15 protein-coding genes are annotated in these 15,666 nt (G+C 63.1%); 5 read left to right on the top strand and 10 right to left on the bottom strand.

Translation table 11 applies throughout. The features are described from left to right. Positions 1–31 precede the first annotated feature (31 nt). Together KDC96_RS01830 and KDC96_RS01825 are read left to right on the top strand one after the other, a co-directional pair. The gene (locus KDC96_RS01830) at positions 32–661 is read left to right on the top strand and encodes a hypothetical protein (RefSeq protein WP_212450201.1); all 630 of its coding nucleotides are present in this window, start codon (positions 32–34) and stop codon (positions 659–661) included. A gap of 11 nt (positions 662–672) precedes the next feature. Continuing rightward, positions 673–1,218 carry a M23 family metallopeptidase gene (locus KDC96_RS01825; protein ID WP_212450199.1) on the top strand — a complete coding sequence of 182 codons (546 nt, stop codon included), beginning with the start codon at positions 673–675 and terminating at the stop codon, positions 1,216–1,218. A 185-nt stretch (positions 1,219–1,403) separates the two neighbouring features. On the opposite strand, the gene KDC96_RS01820 is transcribed toward KDC96_RS01825, so the two are convergent. The 4 genes from KDC96_RS01820 to ald all read right to left on the bottom strand — a co-directional run bounded on the left by KDC96_RS01820 (position 1,404) and on the right by ald (position 4,844). Next, positions 1,404–1,760 (bottom strand): cupin domain-containing protein, encoded by a 357-nt coding sequence (locus tag KDC96_RS01820; protein ID WP_212450197.1) that lies wholly within the window; start codon positions 1,758–1,760, stop codon positions 1,404–1,406. Then, positions 1,760–2,866, bottom strand: coding sequence for an S-(hydroxymethyl)glutathione dehydrogenase/class III alcohol dehydrogenase (locus KDC96_RS01815; protein WP_212450195.1), 1,107 nt, complete (start codon positions 2,864–2,866; stop codon positions 1,760–1,762). The genes KDC96_RS01820 and KDC96_RS01815 overlap by 1 nt, the downstream gene beginning before the upstream one ends. Before the next feature lie 55 nt (positions 2,867–2,921). After that, a complete protein-coding gene (locus KDC96_RS01810; protein WP_212450193.1) occupies positions 2,922–3,590 on the bottom strand; it encodes an alternative oxidase in 669 nt (222 codons plus the stop codon). A 168-nt stretch (positions 3,591–3,758) separates the two neighbouring features. Further along, positions 3,759–4,844, bottom strand: a complete 1,086-nt coding sequence (gene ald, locus KDC96_RS01805) for an alanine dehydrogenase (RefSeq protein WP_212450190.1) — start codon at positions 4,842–4,844, stop codon at positions 3,759–3,761. 166 nt (positions 4,845–5,010) lie between these two features. On the opposite strand from ald, the gene KDC96_RS01800 reads away from it, so the two are divergent. Beyond that, a complete protein-coding gene (locus KDC96_RS01800) occupies positions 5,011–5,754 on the top strand; it encodes a hypothetical protein (protein ID WP_212450188.1) in 744 nt (247 codons plus the stop codon). 16 nt (positions 5,755–5,770) lie between these two features. Next, on the top strand, positions 5,771–6,517 hold the full coding sequence (locus KDC96_RS01795) for a class I SAM-dependent methyltransferase (RefSeq protein WP_212450187.1): 747 nt from the start codon (positions 5,771–5,773) through the stop codon (positions 6,515–6,517). A 70-nt stretch (positions 6,518–6,587) separates the two neighbouring features. On the opposite strand, the gene KDC96_RS01790 is transcribed toward KDC96_RS01795, so the two are convergent. The 4 genes from KDC96_RS01790 to KDC96_RS01775 form a co-directional block, all read right to left on the bottom strand. Further along, a complete protein-coding gene (locus KDC96_RS01790; protein ID WP_212450186.1) occupies positions 6,588–6,746 on the bottom strand; it encodes a hypothetical protein in 159 nt (52 codons plus the stop codon). Between the two features lie 133 nt (positions 6,747–6,879). Beyond that, positions 6,880–8,046 carry an alpha-hydroxy-acid oxidizing protein gene (locus KDC96_RS01785; protein WP_212450185.1) on the bottom strand — a complete coding sequence of 389 codons (1,167 nt, stop codon included), beginning with the start codon at positions 8,044–8,046 and terminating at the stop codon, positions 6,880–6,882. Between the two features lie 73 nt (positions 8,047–8,119). After that, positions 8,120–8,482, bottom strand: a complete 363-nt coding sequence (locus KDC96_RS01780; protein ID WP_212450184.1) for a DUF393 domain-containing protein — start codon at positions 8,480–8,482, stop codon at positions 8,120–8,122. A gap of 38 nt (positions 8,483–8,520) precedes the next feature. Then, on the bottom strand, positions 8,521–10,596 hold the full coding sequence (locus KDC96_RS01775; protein WP_212450183.1) for a glycoside hydrolase family 97 protein: 2,076 nt from the start codon (positions 10,594–10,596) through the stop codon (positions 8,521–8,523). 150 nt (positions 10,597–10,746) lie between these two features. Here KDC96_RS01775 and KDC96_RS01770 point away from each other — a divergent pair, with 150 nt between their 5' ends. Continuing rightward, a complete protein-coding gene (locus tag KDC96_RS01770; protein ID WP_212450181.1) occupies positions 10,747–12,432 on the top strand; it encodes a CRTAC1 family protein in 1,686 nt (561 codons plus the stop codon). Between the two features lies 1 nt (position 12,433). Here the strand turns inward: KDC96_RS01770 and KDC96_RS01765 are convergent, their stop codons facing one another. Both KDC96_RS01765 and KDC96_RS01760 read right to left on the bottom strand, forming a co-directional pair. Then, the gene (locus KDC96_RS01765; RefSeq protein ID WP_212450180.1) at positions 12,434–13,813 is read right to left on the bottom strand and encodes an alpha-amylase family glycosyl hydrolase; all 1,380 of its coding nucleotides are present in this window, start codon (positions 13,811–13,813) and stop codon (positions 12,434–12,436) included. A 3-nt stretch (positions 13,814–13,816) separates the two neighbouring features. Continuing rightward, positions 13,817–15,394: an MFS transporter gene (locus tag KDC96_RS01760; protein WP_212450178.1), complete on the bottom strand. Its 1,578-nt coding sequence runs from the start codon at positions 15,392–15,394 to the stop codon at positions 13,817–13,819. Positions 15,395–15,666: the final 272 nt, after the last annotated feature.

The raw sequence follows: 15,666 nt of genomic DNA, 5'->3' as shown, positions 1-15,666 counted from the left end.
AACTCCTTGTCTTCGATAAGGAGTCCCTGACTTGAAGCGACTGCCCGCGATCCTTGCGCCGATCCTGACTGCTGCCCTTGCAGGATGCCATTCGCCCAGCTCGATCGCCGGGCAAAGCGGAGCCGAAACGAGCGCCCGGCTGGTTGTCGAAACCGCCGCGGGCGATCTGACCTTCGAGCCGCGCAATGTCGCAAACGGTTCCTGCAGCAGCGACGATTGCGTCGATTTCAGGCGCGTCGATCAGGCTCCGGTAGGCTATGCGCTGATCCACAAGCTCTACCATGAAGGCAGCGAATACCTGCTGATCGATACGGAGAGCGGCGCGCAGCTGACTCTTCCGGCAGAGCCTAACTTCAGTTCGTCCGGGAGCCACCTGATCGTCGTGAATCCCGACGAGACCGGCGATGGCTCCGGCTCGGGCAGCTTCGTCTACGAACGCGGCGAGGACGGAGCGTTCGCCCAGCAAGCGCGGTTCGGGATGGAGGATTTCGCAGCGACAGAGTTCGCCGGATGGGTCGGTCCGGACTGCGCGAATATTCGCGGCTATACCGGCTGGGGCAAACCCGGTTTCGACACCTCCACCACGACAGATGCAAGCCTTGTCCGCTCGGCTGACGGTAGCTGGACGGTGTCGCTCAAACCCTGCTCAGCCGCAAACTAGGGGACGCGCTTATGGCTCAACACGTTGTCGACATTGCCCGCTTCATTTCTCCGGTCAGGGCGGCTGACGGTCGCATCACCAGCCCGTGGGGCGCCATTCGAAGCGGTCGCAAGCATTGGGGTGTCGATATCGGGCGTCGCAATGCTTCGGGAGCCTCTCCCTCGATCAGGGCGGCGCAGGCCGGGACTGTCGTGTATCGCGGGGTGAGCGGAAGGTTGGGCACGCCCCCATCCAACGGCGCTGCCGGGGGTGGCTCCGGCTACGGAAACGTGATCGTCATCTATCACGGCACGGATGCGCTGGGGCGGCACATCTACTCGGCATACGGTCACCTCGCCAGCTTCGCGGTGGCCCTCGGCGCCAACGTCACGCAGGGCCAGAACATCGGGGTGATGGGCAATACGGGCGGGTCGTACGGTATCCACCTGCATTACACGATCTACCGCTCAAGCGGGACGACCAAGCTGCCCCTGCCGGCCTCCGGAACCGGTTCGCTCGGCTTTTACGAATCCAGTGTCTCGATCGATCCGGGGCTGACGGCCGCGCTGACGCCGTAGACTTGCGACCAGCAAGTCCCAATCACCAGCATCCGCTCATCGTGAGCCTGTCGAAGGACCCACGCCAGGCTTGCCCCACATGCGGGCAAAGGCCGTGGCTGCCTTTCGACAGGCTCAGGGCGAGCGATGGCAGTCTGGCTTGCGAGCAAACGCGCTGACGATCTCTTGCGTGAGCTGGCAGAGGCCTACACTTCGATCGGCGTGAACGCGGTCGCTGCGTCACCGGTGTTGGGCGTGCCCTCGGCGTCCATCACCAACAGCTTGACCTCGCCCTTGCGCGCGCAGGGGCGGTGTTCGGTGCCCTTGGGCACGACGATCAGATCGCCCGCTCGCATCACTTCGGTGCGGTCGCGGAACTCCATGTCGAGCACGCCTTCGACCACCAGGAACAGCTCGTCGGTGTCGTCGTGCTGGTGCCAGTGGAACTCGCCCTCGACCTTGGCGAGGCGCACTTCGTTGCCGTTGTAGCGCGCGGCGAGGCGCGGCGCCCAATGCTCGTCGAACATCGCGAACTTGTCGGAGAGAGTGACCTTCTGCGGCATCAGTAAACCACCACCGAGCGAATGCTCTCGCCGGCATGCATCAGGTCGAACCCTTTGTTGATCTCGTCCAATGTCAGCGTGTGCGTGATCATCGGGTCGATCGCAATCTTGCCGTTCATGTACCAGTCGACGATCTTGGGCACGTCGGTGCGCCCCTTGGCCCCGCCGAACGCGGTGCCGCGCCAGTTGCGGCCGGTGACCAGCTGGAACGGGCGGGTCGAGATTTCGCGACCCGCTTCGGCGACGCCGATGATGATCGAAGTGCCCCAGCCCTTGTGACAGCACTCGAGCGCGTCGCGCATCACCTGCACGTTGCCGGTGCAGTCGAACGAGTAATCCGCGCCGCCATCGAGCATTTCGACCAGATGACCGACCACGTCCTTGGTCTCGCGCGGGTCGACGAAATCGGTCATGCCGAACTTCTCGCCCCATTCGCGCTTGGCCGGGTTGATGTCGACGCCGACGATCCGGTCCGCGCCCGCCATTTTCGCGCCCTGGATGACGTTGAGACCGATCCCGCCGAGGCCGAACACCACCACGTTATCGCCCGGCTGGACCTTGGCGGTGTTGACCACCGCGCCGACCCCGGTCGTCACGCCGCAGCCGACATAGCAGGCGCTTTCAAACGGCGCGTCGGTGCGGATCTTCGCGACCGCGATTTCGGGCAGGACGGTGAAGTTCGAGAAGGTCGAACAGCCCATATAGTGGTAGATCGTCTCGCCCTTGTAGCTGAAGCGCGAGGTGCCGTCGGGCATCAGACCCTGACCCTGCGTCGCGCGGATCGCGCTGCACAGGTTGGTCTTGCCCGAAAGGCACATTTTACACTGGCGGCATTCGGGCGTGTAGAGCGGGATCACGTGATCGCCCGGCACGACCGAAGTCACGCCCGCGCCGGTTTCGCGCACGATTCCCGCGCCCTCGTGGCCGAGGATGCTGGGAAAGATGCCTTCGCTGTCGAACCCGTCCAGCGTGTAGGCATCGGTGTGGCAGATGCCGGTCGCCATGATCTCGACCAGCACTTCGCCCGCCTTGGGGCCTTCGAGGTCGAGCTCGACGATCTCGAGCGGCTTTTTCGCTTCGAACGCTACGGCGGCACGTGTCTTCATCGGCTGGCTCTCCCCGATACTGCGGATCCCTGCGCAGCACGGGGAGCGGAGCGGGTCAAGCCTTGAGACTGTCCCCGACCGGGAGCCGCTGGCGCCGCTCGTCGAGGATATCGACGAAACCGTGGTTCACATCGCGATGCTCGGCCTCGTCGGCGCGCACCGCGATGATCACGTCGCGCAGACGGGCATTGGCCGGCAGCTGCCAGTAATCGATCGCGAGCTGCGGCGCGGGGACATTCTCGTGCCGACCCGCATCGACCTCGGTAAGATAGGCCGTGTAGCTGATCACAGCCTCTTCTTCGAAATACCCGACCACCCGGTGCGCGGTGCGCGGCGCGAACAGGTAGAGGAAGAAATAGAGGTTGTAGAACACCATCTGCGTCGCCGCGATCAGCATCCGCTCGAACCAGCTGGGCTGCGCGATCTCGATGAAGGTCATCAGGTGCATCCGCTCGTTCTCGGCCTCGTCGAGCAGCGTGCGGATCCAGCCTTCGTCGTCGCGCATCTTGCGCAAGGCGGTGAGGTGCTGGATCAGCCCGCCGACCATGCCGGGAACGGCTGCGACAGTCTCCAGAACTACGGCGCGGTGGCCGTAGCGCTTGGCAAAGAACGTATCGGCAAAGAAGCGCAGCAACTTCACGAACGCAAATGCGACCTTGTCGCTGCGCGTCACCGGCGCAACATGCGCGGTGAGGTCGGCGTCCCGGTTGATTTGCCGGACCATGGGGAAGGTGTCGATATGTTTCACGGGTCACTCTCAAGCGGCGCGGCCCCTTCTACTCGACCCTCATGTCGAGCGCCCTGGCCGGGCTCCTATCGGCACCCAGGATATGGCGCATTGCCTCGCCGATTACCCGCGAATCCGGCACACCATTTGTTCGATTCTCTGCAACTAAGCGAAGCCGAGGCTCTCGGCGACTGCAGAATTTACAATCATGCCCGCGTGCACATTCAGACCGGGTTTGAGATACGGATCGTCCTCGCAGGCCTGCAAACCCTTGTTCGCCAGCGCCAATCCGAACGGAAGAGTGGCGTTGTTGAGCGCATAGCTGGAGGTGTGCGGCACCGCGCCCGGCATGTTGGCGACGCAGTAATGAATGATGTCGTCGACCAGGAAGGTCGGGTTTTCATGGGTCGTGGGTTTCGAGGTTTCGAAACACCCGCCCTGATCGATCGCGACGTCGACCAGCACCGCGCGATGCTGCATCAGGCCGAGCATGTCGCGGGTCACGAGCTTGGGCGCGCTGGCGCCGGGCACCAGCACCGCCCCGATCACCACATCGGCATCGGTGATCGCGTTTTCGATCGTCCCGGCGTTGGAAAAGCGCGTGGTCGCGCGCCCCTCGAACAGCTCGTCGAGCTCGCGAATCCGCGGCAGCGAACGGTCGATGATCTCGACATTCGCCCCCAGTCCCACCGCCATGCGCGCCGCATGGGTGCCGACGACGCCGCCGCCGATCACCACCACCTTGGCCGGGAGCACGCCGGGCACACCGCCCATCAGGATACCGCGCCCGCCATTGTTGGCGTGGCTGGAATGCGCGCTGGCCTCGACCGCCAGACGCCCCGCAACCTCGCTCATCGGCGCGAGCAGCGGCAGCGACCCGTCTGACGCGGTGACGGTCTCGTAAGCGACCGCCGACACGCCCGATTCCATCAAACCCCGGGCCTGATCGGGGTCCGGCGCGAGGTGCAGATAGGTGAACAGGATCTGTCCTTCGCGCAGCTGCACCCACTCGTTCGGCTGCGGTTCCTTGACCTTCACGACCATGTCGGCGCGAGCGAAGATTTCTTCCGCTGTATCGACGATCTGCGCGCCGATAGCCCGGTAATCATCATCGGTCTTGCTGATGCCCAACCCCGCACCGGTCTCGACGATCACCTCGTGTCCGCTCGCGACATATTCGCGCGCCGATTCGGGTGTCAGTCCGACCCGGTATTCGTGGTTCTTGATTTCCTTGGGTACGCCGACCAGCATGATTCGCTCCTGCGCTCTGGGGGAAGCTCCCCGCTAGACCCTGCGCAAGAAAGTTTCAAATGGAACGAGTTTGCCTCCACGTCGCCGACGAATGGGAGGAAGGCTGCCGGTCGGGGGCTGGACCGTCCGGATTGACCGGAAAGGTGCTTTATGTTTTGAAATCGAAATGAATTCCGAACTCACCAGCCTGATCAAGAAGCAGTCTCTGGCTTTTCTTGCCGCTTCTTTCGTCATCAGCGCCCTGTTGATGACGGTCGGCTTCCTGCTCGGCGAAAATACCTTTATCGGGCCGCTGTTCATCGCCATCGGTGGCGGCGCTCTGGGTGCCTGTATTGGTCTGGTAATGAGTTCGATCATCGATGCGAGCGGGCTTACCCATATCAAGGAACTCGTCGCCAATACGCTCCAGTCGGATATCTATTCCGATCGCGAAAACCTCGTGCATTTTCGCAAGGTCTGGCACCACTATATCCAGACCAAGGTCGAGGATCGGGAAACCTGGCGCTATCGCAAGGTCGACTTCTCGCTGATCGACGTTCCGGGAAAATTGCTCGCCAGCCTTTCTGTTCCGCGCCCGGCGGGCGGATACTCGACCTACCGGATCGAAGGCTATCTGGTCGGCTTGCGGCTCATCCTCGTCCAGCGGCCCGAAGGCGGAGCGGAGCCGCACGTCGTCCAGATCTTTCCCCAGGCCGGCGAACAGTTTCATAACGTCCACGCTGGCGTCTGCGTGCTCAAGACCTGGGATGCTGAAGGATTCCTGAGCCCCGTCCTGATGTCGCCGACACCGATCTGGGAAGGCAGCGAGGGGACCATTCCGGACTCCGAAAACGACCGGTTGAACAAACTCTGGCGCAAGTCCTTCTCGGCCGGTCAATCGATCTCGAGCGTCCTCGCCGGAGATGAGTGAGCGATACCAGCGATGGATGGAAGACATGTTCGTCGATCAGGCGGATATGTTCGAAGCGATCGTCGCCGGTGCGAATGACGACCCCGAAAGCGCCGCATTCTTCAAAACGATCGTCCGCCGGTTCGGCGCTTCGGATCGCGGCACGCTCGAATTCGGATGCGGAAACGGGCGCTGGGCCGAAATCCTGGCGGGTGCGTCGGCCTTCTATGTCGGAGTCGATCTGTCGCAGGCACTGCTTTCCAAGGCGCTGCATCGCAAGGTGCCCAATGCGTTCTTCATCCATGCCGATTTCTTCGCGATCCCGTCGGAATTCGCGCCGGTCGGCATCGCCAACATCGTTCGATGTTTCACCTCGCTCGGCTATTTTCCGAAACAGGAGGAGGCGCGTTTCTTCGCAAATTGCCGTTCGCTGGTGGGCGACGGGATGTTGCTGATCGACAGTTTCAACGGCGACTGGTTCAGGAAGAACGGGGACCTGAAGCGAAACCGCGTGCTCGCGAGCGGAACTGAATTTCACGAGACCTATCTGCACGATCCCGAACGCGACTGTGTGAAATCGACCTGGCGATATTCGGGTGGCGCGTCAGAAGATTGCGTCATCGACTTCGAGCTTGAATGCTATTCCCCGCGATCGGCCGAAAAGATGCTGACGGCCGCCGGCTGGCAGACGGTGGCGCGCTTCAGCGAATATCGGCTGGATTCGGAATGCGCGACGATCGGCCCGGATTGCGAGCGCATGATTCTGGTCTGCAATCCTCGCTGAGCGGTGCCGCGCGACCCAGGCCGCGTGCTTGGCAGAACACCCAGCCTGGACTGTAGAGAGCGGCTGTCGCCTAGCGCGCGAGCAGGCGCTCGATCACTCGCCGCAACGGCCCATGCGAATGCATCGGCTGAATGCGTCCGTAGCGCGCGCGGCGCGAGCTCTCGTCGGTATGGCAGAAGGTCCGGCCCATTGCGTCCGGACCGCTGGAACTGATCGTCGGTCGTACCATGTTTCGCGTCCCCGTGTCGGATTTGCCCGATTCGCGATTCGTTAGGCCGTCAAGCTAACAGCAAAACTGTGGAAAACTGAATCCAAATTTGTCGTTTCCATACAATTCCTGGAAACGAGGGGCCTTGCGAACCTTACCGATCGGTCCGGATCGCCCCTGCTTCGCGCACCGCTGCAAGCGTCGGGTAGCCGTTGACTGCCATCAGCAAATCGGCCTCCGCGAGGATCGAGCGGAGCACCCATTCGGCCCCCTTCGCCCCGCCGATCGCGAGGCCATAGGTATAGGGTCGGCCCACACCCACGGCGGTCGCCCCTAGCGCCAGCGCCTTGACCGCGTCGCTGCCCGAGCGAATTCCGCTGTCAAACAGCACCGGCAGGTCACCTGCCGCCTTCACCACGTCACCCAGCAGATCGATGGTGGCGATCCCGCCATTCGCCTGCCGCCCGCCATGGTTCGAACAGTAGATCGCATCGGCCCCGTGATCGACGGCCTTGCGCGCATCATCCGGGTGGCAGATTCCCTTGAGCACGATAGGCAGATCGGTGACCGACTTGAACCATTCGAGGTGCTCCCATGTCAGCACCTGCCCGAAGGTCGCCGCCCAGATCATGATCGCGGTTTCGAAATCTTCCTCGGGCGGCTTGGGCAGCAACTTCAGAAACTCCGGATCTGTCATGTAGTTGCGCAGCACCTTGCCGCGCAGCTGCGGGAAGTTCGACGCGTTGAGGTCGCGCGGGCGCCATCCGGTCACCCAGGTATCGAGCGTGACCACCAGCGCCTTGTACCCGGCTTTCTCCGCGCGGCGGATCATGCTTTCGGCCACGTCCTTGTTGCGCGAGGTGTAGAGCTGGAACCACGGCGCGGTGTCGCCGCAGGCGGTGTAGACATCCTCCAGCGGATCGTTGGAAAGCGTGGAAGCGCAGAACGGCACTCCCGTAGCCGCCGAAGCCTGCGCCGCAGCGATATCGCCGTGGCGATCCTGCGAGGCTTCGCCGTTGAGCCCGATCGGGGCCATGAATAGCGGGTTGTCGTATTTCTGGCCGAAGATCTCGATCGACAGGTCGCGCTCGGCGCAGTCGACCATCATGCGCGGGATCATGCCCCAGTGATGGAAGGCCTCGGCATTCTGGTCCTGCGTGTGCTCGTCGCCGCAGCCGCCCGCGACATAGTTGGTCAGCATCGGTCCGAGCGCTTCGTGCGCGCGCTTTTCGAGCGTGGCGAAATCGACCGGGAAAGCGGGCAGGATCCCCTTGAGACCGGCATTGTAGATTTCGTTCTGCATCGCGCCGAAATAGCTCATCGGTGGTCCACTCCCTCTTTCCCTGAAGGAAGATTGAGCCGATGCGCGCCGCGCGGGCAAGCGAATTGTGGGGTCAGCGCAGCAGGCGCTGGATTCGCGGTCGGATCCTGAGGAAACGCAGGTAAAGCCATTCGAGCACCTTCAGCACCGCCGCGTTGCGAGCTATCAGGCCGAGCGGGCGCAGGGGCGGAATTACCCGCCACATCGCCGCGAAGGCCGCCGCCCCGTCCAGCACCCTGCCGTTCTCTTCAGCGTGAAAGCGGGCCAGCAGTTCGCTCCGGTCCACCGGGCAGGACGGGTCGGCACTGTCGGACACATCGACGAAGTCAATGGCGCCATTCCGGTCGAGCCGCCGCATCAGCGCGATTTCGCGCTGGCACAACGGACACGCACCGTCGAACCACACCTTGAGCTTGGGAGAGAGCGCTTGAGACACTCCGCTTCAATGCACCCTCCGCGCGATCGTTCCAAGCGCTACTGCCTGATGAAACGCACCGCCGCCCCGCCCGACGAGGCGAGCGGGAGCGTCATGGTTTCACCAGCGCGGACCTCGCGGCTCTCGATCACATAGCTGTAGGGATTGGTGTCCCAGTGCGCGTCTTCGCCGTCGCGATAGACCTCAGCCAGATAGGTCGCGCCGGGTTCGAGGAAATCGAGCGTCACGGCAATGTCGCGCGGCGTCTCGTCCGTAACCGCGCCGAGGAACCAGTCGGTCCCGCCACGCTCCTGCCGCGCAATGGCGACATATTCGCCCACTTCGCCTGCCAGCGCGACGCTTTCCTCCCAGTCGGCCGGCACGTCCTTGATGAACTGGAAGGCGTCCATCCGCTCCTCGTAGTGCTCGGGCAGATCGGCCGCCATCTGCAGCGGCGAGTAGAGGACGACATACAGCGCCAGCTGCTTCGCGAGCGTGGTCTGCGGACGGTTCGACGGGTCGCCGCGCTGCATGTCCTCGCGCACCGGCGGCTTCTCGTTGGGCCGCAGGTTGAAGATGCCGGGCGTGAAATCCATCGGGCCGGCGAGCATCCGGGTGAAGGCCAGCGTCGAGACATGCGAAGTCGGGTTCGGCGGCGAGCCCCAGGCGTTGAACTCCATGCCGCGCGCGCCTTCGCGGGTCATCCAGTTGGGATAGGTGCGCCGCAGCCCGGTGTCCTTCACCGGCTCGTGCGCGTTGATCGCAATCTTGCGCTTGGCCGCTTCGGTCACGACCCGCAGGTGATGATCGACCATGAACTGGCTGTCGTGCCATTCGTATTTCCTGATGCCGTTCTCGTCGTAGCGCACCACATCGCCCGCATCGGCGACATAGCCGGTCTTGACCTGTCGCACGCCGACCTTTTCGTAGAGGTCGAATGCGTCGCCCATCTGCGCTTCGTAGTTCGCAACATTGGCCGAGGTTTCGTGGTGGCCGATGATGCGCACGCCTTTTGACAAGGCGTATTTGCCAAGCTCTTCGAGGTCGAAATCGGGATAGGCTTCGGTGAAGCGGAACAATTCACCATTGTTGAACCAGTCCCCGTCCCAGCCGACGTTCCAGCCTTCGACCAGCACGCCCTTGAAGCCGTGCTCGGCGGCGAAATCGATATAGCGGCGGGTTTCCTCGTTGGTCGCTCCGTGAATGCCGTCATTGCCCCAGGTGCGCTCGCGAATATGCATCGCCCACCAGATGCCGACATATTTGCCGGGCTCGACCCACGAGACGTCGCCGAGCTTGTTGGGCTCGTTGAGGTTGAGGATAATGTCCGAATTGATCAGGCCCGCTGCATCGGGAGAAATCTGGATCGTGCGCCACGGAGACCTGAACGGAGCCCTGGTGTGAACCTTGATCCCGTCCGAACCCGGCCGCAGCGCCGCTTCGAAACTGCCGGGTCGCAGCGCGAGCAGCGACATGGCGGAATAATCGACCAGCGCGGCTTCATGGATCGAGATATGCAGCCCGCTCGGCTGGCGGAAGGTCACCGGCGTATGCGCATCGTCGACCACCGCCGCCTTGCCGGTGCGGTAGATATATTCGTAGCGGTTGAACTGGCGGCTCGGCGTCCACCATGCATCGGCGTCACCGCCGATGTTGAACTGGGTCAGCTCGTCGGTGATGCGGATGTCGCCTTGCAGCGCCTCGGTCTGTAGCACCTCATAACGAAAGCCGAGGCCGGTATCGAAGACACGGAATTCAACAATCATCGCGCGCGCAGGGCCTTGCTTGGGGCTAAAGCCTACGCGCAGCTCGTTGTAGTGGTTGCGGACCAATCGCCGCTCACCCCAGGGTTGTTCCCATGTTTCGTCGGTCGCCGTGACATCGGCCGTTCCTCTGATCTCCAGCCCGTCCTCGAGGCCGTGATGATCGGCAAACAGCAGGCCAAGCCGCGCAGCCGGCATCACCACCTCGCCATCGTAGCTCACGGTGTAAGTCGCATGGCCACCGTCGTCCGAGACCGCGACGGTGATCTTCCCATCGGGCGACGATACCTCGAGAGTCGTGGCGTGCAGCGATGCAGTCGAAAGCAGTGCAACGAGTGCCGCGACGACAATTTTGATCCAAGAACCCAGCATTTGTCCCTCTCCAGCGCTGGTGATTGCAAATTTTTGCAAATTTATCAGCTCTGCGATGCGCATAATATGAGAATCCCCCTTTTCTCCAAGAGGAATCTCTGCAAACTTTTGCACGGAGCACGGCGAAACGGTCGCGCCGGGAGGGGTTCGATGGTTACATTGCGCAGTTTCGCGACGCTGGCGGCCAGCACGTTCGCACTGGCTCTGGCCGGCTGCGGGGGCGGCGACGGGAATTCGACTTCGGGCGCAGGCGCGGTCGCGGGCGGGCCGACGCCCCCGCCCAGCCCGCCGCCGGCCAGCGCAACCCTGCCGGTCGGAGCCAACACCACCTTCGCCGACCGCACCACGCAGATGCAGGTGGTGCACTCCTTCGGCTTTTCCGCCGGACTCAATCCGATGGTGGCGCAATTCGCGGGCGGAGCGGCGTCGGGCGATATCGACAACGATGGCGATCTCGATGTGTTTGTCGCGCGCGGCGACAGCGGCCCCAACCGGCTCTACGTCAACCAGGGCGGTGCCCGGTTCGAGGACCGCGCAGCGGCGGCCGGTCTTGCCTATTCGCTCGGCGGAACTTCCAACGGTCGCCACAGCGGACCGACATTTGCCGACGTCGATGGCGACGGCGATCTCGATCTGCTGCTCGGCGGGCTCCAGGGCGGGCCGACCAAGCTCTTCGCAAACAATGGCAGCGGCAGCTTCACCGACGCGACCGCCGGATCGGGTCTCGACAACGCCTCGAGCGCGCAGACGATCTCCATGGCACTCGGCGATTACGACGCGGACGGCGATCTCGACATACTCATGGCCCATTGGGGCACGCCGCGAAATCCCTCGGTTCCGGGCGAGACCGAGACATTGTGGCGCAACGATTCGACGCCGGGCAAGGTCCGGTTCACGCCGGCCAGCCAGGTCAGCGGGGTCGCCAACCTGCTCGCGTTCGAACTGCCGACCGGGGTGCTCGGGCCGAATTACGACTATACTTTCGCGCCCAACTTCGCCGACATCGATGGCGACCGCGATCTCGATATCCTCATGGTTTCCGACTTTCGCGGATCGAAAGTGCTGGTCAACAACGGCAACGGCACGTTTTCCGGCGTCGGTTTCACCCCCGACGATGAAAACGGCATGGGCAGCGCGGTCGGCGATTTCGACAACGACGGCGATCTCGACTGGTTCGTGTCCTCGATCAACGGCAACCGGCTGTACCGCAATCTCGGTGGAGCAAGTTTCCGGCGCGAGGCGGCGTCAGGGGTCGAGCCGGGTGGCTGGGGCTGGGGATCGTGCTTCGCCGACTTCAACGCCGACGGCTGGCTCGATATCTACCAGACCAATGGCTGGGAAGCGGGCAAGGACCCATCGGCCTCGCTCTATGTCGACGACACGAGCCGGCTGTGGATGAGCCGGGGTGACGGCACTTTCGTGGATGCGGCCGCCGCTTCGAACATGCTCGACACCGACCAGGGACGCGGCATCGTGTGCGACGATTTCGACAATGACGGCGATGTCGACGTGCTGCTGCTGACCGCCGAACCGATTGGCTCCGCCCATTACTGGGAAAACCAGCTGGCGAGTGCGAACGCAATCAAGGTGCGATTGCGCGGGAAAGCGCCCAACACCTTCGCCGTGGGAGCGATCATTCAGCTGACGATCGCCGATACGACGCAGACGCGGATGGTGAGCATCAACAGCAACTTCACCTCGCACAACTCGACGGTGCAACTGTTCGGCATGGGACCCCACACGCAGGGCGGCTTGCGGGTGATCTGGCCCGATGGGACCCAGACGATCCGCGCAGATGTGGTGGCGGGTCAGTCGCTGGTGATCGATCAGCCCTAGCTCAATCTGCCTCGCGGAAAATCCGGTAACCCCACGGCGCGAGCGCCAGTGGTTCGTCGTTCTCGCCAAAGGTTGCGGCCTCGCCGGATAGCGCATCGACATAGTGGCCATGATGGCGGGCACGTTCGAAGCCGACCGACTGCGCGCGCGGAGACAGGTTGAAAACACCGAACACGCGTTCGCCCTTCGCGCCGCGCACGAAGCTCAGCACATCGGCACTGGCGTCGCTCGGCACATCGACCATCGGTGCGCCATGCTCGCCGTTCCACAGCGCCCGTTCTTCGGTGCGAAGCGCGATCAGCTGGCGGAAGAGACCGTCGTAGCGTCCCTTCTTCCACTCGATCTCGTCCTTCTCGAAGAACGCCAGCTGCCGGTCGAGATCGGCTTCCTGCCCGTTGTAGATCAGCGGCATGCCCGGCCCGACAAAGCTGAGCGCGATCGCTGCCTCGTAGGCCGGACCGTAGATCTGCGAAGCGACCCCGTCCCACGAATTCTGATCGTGATTGTCGGTGTAGGTCATCCGGTAGGCGGCGCGCGGCCAGGTGGTTTCCTGCGTGGCGTAGTATCCACGTACGGCTCCGGCCCCGCTGCCATCGGCGACCAGCTCCTGCATCGCCTCCTTCCATTTCCACGCATAGGTCGCGTCGAAGGCGCGGGCGTGCAAATCGGGTGTTTCCCATTCGGCGAGCATGAAGACCGGCTTGACCTTATCCAGCTCGGCGCGCGCGGTTTCCCAGAAATCGAGCGGGACGAACCCGGCGACATCGGCGCGGTAACCGTCGATCCCGAACTCGCGGACCCAGTAGGTCAGGCTTTCGGTCATGTACCGGCGCAGCTCCGGGTTCGAGTAATCGAAATCGACGACATCGGACCAGTCGGTGCCGAGCGGCGGCATCATCTCGCCTTCGGGCGTCCGGGTGTACCAGTCGGGATGCTCACCGGTGAGCGGATTGTCCCACGCCGAATGGTTGGCGACCCAATCGAGGATAACCTTCAGCCCGAGCTCGTGCGCCGTATCGACGAAGGCGCGAAATTCCGCCTCGGTTCCGAGATCGGGGTTGATCGCGCGGTAGTCCCTGACCGAATAGGGGCTGCCCATTCCGCCCTTGCGGTTCTCTTCGCCGATCGGGTGGATCGGCATCAGCCACACGATATCGACGCCCATCTCGGCCAGCCGCGGCAGCTGCTCCTGCGCGGCGGCGAAGGTGCCCTGTTTGGTGAACTGGCGGGTGTTGAGCTGGTAGATCACCGCGTCGCGGGTCCAGTCGGGCGCGGCGATCTTCACATAGGGCTGCGGTTCGTAGGTGGATATAGGCGCGGCCTCGCAGCCGGTCAGTGCCAGTGCCGTCCCAAGGGCCAGGGCCGAGAGCAATTTGCGCATGGGTCAGGCTCCCTCTGCTTGTTCTTGAAGCGCGCTGGCTCCGTCGGTCACGAACAGGGTCGCAATCGATGCGAGCAGGAACGAAATCCCACCGATCGCCATCGCGTAAATCGGTGCTCCGTCGAAAAACACCGTCAGCAGGAAGCCGAGCAGCGTCGCGGCGATCAGCTGCGGCACGACGATGAAGATGTTGAAGATGCCCATGTAAATGCCCATCTTCTTCGCCGGCACCGAGCCAGCGAGGATTGCGTAGGGCAGCGATACGATCGAGGCCCAGGCGATGCCGAGCCCGATCTGCGCCACCCACAGCAGTGCGGGGTCGCGGATCACGATCATCAATGCAAAGCCGACCGCGCCAATCGCCATATTGACACTGTGCAGCTTGCGTCGGTCGATCTTGGCGGCGACGATCACGAATATCAGTGCGGCCGCAGCCGCCAGCCCGTTGCGCACCGATCCCATCAGGCTCCACCAGTCGGCGCCGTCCTGATATCCCTGCGTGGTCGGATCTGGCGAGGCGAAGTGAAAATCGGTGACCGCCGGGGTGCCGTAGATCCACAGTGCAAACATCGCGAACCAGCTGAAGAACTGGACTACGGCGAGCTGCCGCATGGTCTTGGGCATGGCGAACAGGTCGTTCACAACTTCCATGAAGCCGTTGTCGTCGAGTTCGTGGTTGCGCAGATATCCGGCGACTAACTGGATGACGCCGAAAGCCGCGATGAGTCCCGCGAGGATAAACAGCTCCTTGCCGATCTCGATCCCGCCGTCTCCAGAGCGACCCAAGGCGACCAGCGCGGCGACGATCACCCCTGCAAGGACCCACACCGCCCCGCCAGCGAGGAATTGCCGCGCGCTGCGCAGGATCGTCTCGACCGAACCCTCGACGATCCCCAACGCCTCGTGCCGGGCCTTTTCGAAGGCGGCGATCTGTTCGGGGCTGTATTCCTTCGTACTGAACACCGTCCACAGCACCGCGGCGAGCAATGCCGCGCCACCGATATAGAACGCCCATTGGACCGTTTCCGGGATCTGCCCCTCGGGCGCGACGTTGGACAGACCCATCCAGTTGGTCATCACCCACGGCAGCGCGCCCGCGATGACCGCGCCGACACCGATGAAGAAGCTTTGCATCCCGTAGCCGCGCGTTCGCTGCCGGTCGGGCAGGTTGTCGCCGACGAAGGCGCGGAACGGCTCCATGGTGATGTTGAGCGAGGCGTCCATGATCCACAGCATCCCGGCCGCGACCCACAGCGCAGGCGAGTTGGGCATGATGAACAGCGCGAGACTCGCCAGGATCGCGCCGACGAGGAAGTAGGGCCGCCGCCGTCCGAACCTGCCCCATGTGTTGTCGGACATGTGGCCGATGATCGGCTGCACGATCAGCCCGGTCATCGGCGCCGCGATCCACAGGATCGCGAGTTCGTTCACTTCGGCGCCGAGCGTCTGGAAGATCCGGCTGACATTGCCGTTCTGCAGTTCGAACCCGATCTGGATCCCGAGAAACCCGAAACTCATGTTCCAGATCTGCATCGGATTCATCGCCGGCTTGCGCCCGGTGCCGATTGCTGCGTCAGTCATGTGATCCCTCTCGCCATCGACAGTTCGAGCGCGCTCGCATACTGCCCATACTCCCCAATCGCTTTCCGAGCGATGCCAGCGACGCTTCTGCGGCGTTCGTCCGACGCGCTAGTGTGGCGACCCTGCAAAGATTTGCAAGAACCTTTCATTTTTGCTGTGGTTAAAGCGCACTCTCGCAAGAACAAGAGTTTCCATCTATCTAAAATGTCACGATAAGTTACGCGTAAAGCCGGATCGCATCGGCGAATACAAAGATTTGCAAATTTCGAACC

Source organism: Erythrobacter sp. JK5, from assembly GCF_018205975.1.
In the GTDB taxonomy this organism is placed as follows: Bacteria; Pseudomonadota; Alphaproteobacteria; order Sphingomonadales; family Sphingomonadaceae; genus Erythrobacter.
The sequence above is the reverse complement of the archived record's forward strand: the minus strand, read 5'-3'. Positions and strand labels throughout refer to the sequence as shown.